The 2,047-nt window shown below is 55.9% G+C and carries 3 protein-coding genes; all 3 read right to left on the reverse strand.

Annotation, left to right across the window (positions count from 1 at the left end; genetic code table 11):
- Positions 1-168 precede the first annotated feature (168 nt).
- Positions 169-285: a 50S ribosomal protein L36 gene (gene rpmJ, locus CHB99_RS29180; protein WP_002555468.1), complete on the reverse strand. Its 117-nt coding sequence runs from the start codon at positions 283-285 to the stop codon at positions 169-171.
- Between the two features lie 26 nt (positions 286-311).
- Positions 312-1,643 carry a preprotein translocase subunit SecY gene (gene secY, locus CHB99_RS29185; protein WP_009397489.1) on the reverse strand — a complete coding sequence of 444 codons (1,332 nt, stop codon included), beginning with the start codon at positions 1,641-1,643 and terminating at the stop codon, positions 312-314.
- The coding region (gene rplO, locus CHB99_RS29190) for a 50S ribosomal protein L15 (RefSeq protein ID WP_089266736.1) at positions 1,644-2,047 on the reverse strand (404 nt) is incomplete at its 5' end.

Below are 2,047 nucleotides of genomic sequence, written 5' to 3' on the forward strand. Positions count from 1 at the left end.
TGTTATCTGGAATGTTAACGCCTGCAATACGGGCCATTCAGTGGGACTCCAATTGACAGCTACCTACGCCCCGGAAGCCAAGAAATGGGGCGCGAGATAATATCGCTGTAGAAACAATTAATCAACCCAGCAGCACACTAGCTGCTGGGTTTGAAGCACAGATCACACTCAGCCTTGGCGCTGCTTGTGACGTGGTTCCGCGCTGCAAATTACTCGAACGACACCTTCGCGGCGAATAATCTTGCAGTTACGGCACAGTTTTTTCACCGATGCACGAACTTTCATCACCAACTCCTCGAACCTTAGGGGTTTCAGCGCAGCAGACCGCTGCCACCGTAGCCTTTCAGGTTGGCTTTCTTCATCAGGGATTCGTACTGGTGCGAAACGAGGTGCGATTGTACTTGGGACATAAAGTCCATCACAACCACTACCACGATCAGCAACGAGGTCCCGCCAAGGTAGAACGGAACGTTTGCAGCCACGACCAGGAACTGGGGCAGCAAGCAGACGGCCGTCATATAAAGAGCACCGAACATGGTCAGACGAGTCAGAACGCCATCAATGTAGCGCGCGGACTGCTCACCAGGACGGATACCCGGAATAAAGGCACCGGACTTCTTAAGGTTTTCCGCTACGTCCTTCGGATTGAACATCAGTGCGGTATAGAAGAAGCAGAAGAAAACGATCCCTGCACTAAACAGCAAAATGTTCAACGGCTGACCAGGAGCGATCGACTGCGCGACATCCTGCAACCAGCCCAGACCTTCGGACTGGCCGAACCAGGAACCCAGCGAAGCCGGAAACAGCAGAATGCTGCTTGCGAAAATGGCCGGAATAACACCAGCCATGTTCACTTTCAGCGGCAAGTGGCTCGTCTGCGCAGCGAAGACCTTGCGGCCCTGCTGACGCTTGGCATAGTGAACGGCGATACGACGTTGACCACGCTCGATGAAGACCACAAAACCGATGATCGCTACTGCCAGCAGACCGATAGCGACCAAGGCGAAGATGTTGATATCGCCCGTGCGTGCAGACTCGAAAGACTGCCCGATTGCTCTCGGAAGACCGGCAACGATACCTGCGAAAATCAGCATCGAGATACCGTTGCCCACACCGCGCTCCGTGATCTGCTCACCCAGCCACATCATGAACATTGCGCCGGCCACGAAAGTGGACACCGCAACGAAATGGAAGCCGAAGCCTGCAGAAAACGCCACGCCCTGACCGGCCAGACCAATGGACATACCAGTGGCCTGAACCAACGCCAGGATAACGGTGAGGTAGCGGGTGTACTGGCTGATCTTGCGACGGCCAGATTCACCTTCCTTCTTCAACTGCTCCAGCTGCGGGCTGACAGCGGTCATGAGCTGCATGATGATCGATGCCGAGATGTACGGCATGATCCCCAGTGCAAATACGCTCATGCGCTCCAGCGCGCCGCCGGAAAACATGTTGAACAAGCTAAGAATGGTCCCCTCATTCTGTCGAAACAGTTCCGCCAGCCGGTCCGGGTTAACACCTGGAACTGGGATATGCGCACCTATCCGATAGACGATAATCGCCAGGAACAGAAAACGCAGACGAGCCCAAAGTTCAGACATCCCGCCTTTGCCGAGCGAAGAGAGAGCACCTTGCTTAGCCATTTATTCCTCGAACTTGCCGCCAGCTGCTTCGATAGCCGCACGCGCACCCTTGGTGGCTGCGATGCCCTTGATGGTGACCGCGCGAGTAACTTCGCCGGACAGCATGATTTTCACACGCTGTACGTTCTGGTTAATCACGTTGGCGTCCTTCAGGGACTGAACGGTGATCACGTCGCCTTCGACCTTGGCCAGTTCGGACAGACGCACTTCGGCGCGATCCATGGCTTTCAGCGAAACGAAGCCGAACTTCGGCAGACGACGATGCAGCGGCTGTTGACCGCCTTCAAAGCCAGGGGCAATGGTGCCACCGGAGCGGGAGGTCTGACCTTTGTGGCCACGGCCACCGGTCTTGCCCAAACCACTACCGATACCACGACCCGGACGAGGCTTCTCGCGACGGGAAC

The organism is Pseudomonas japonica (genome assembly GCF_900188455.1).
In the GTDB taxonomy this organism is placed as follows: domain Bacteria; phylum Pseudomonadota; class Gammaproteobacteria; order Pseudomonadales; family Pseudomonadaceae; genus Aquipseudomonas; species Aquipseudomonas japonica.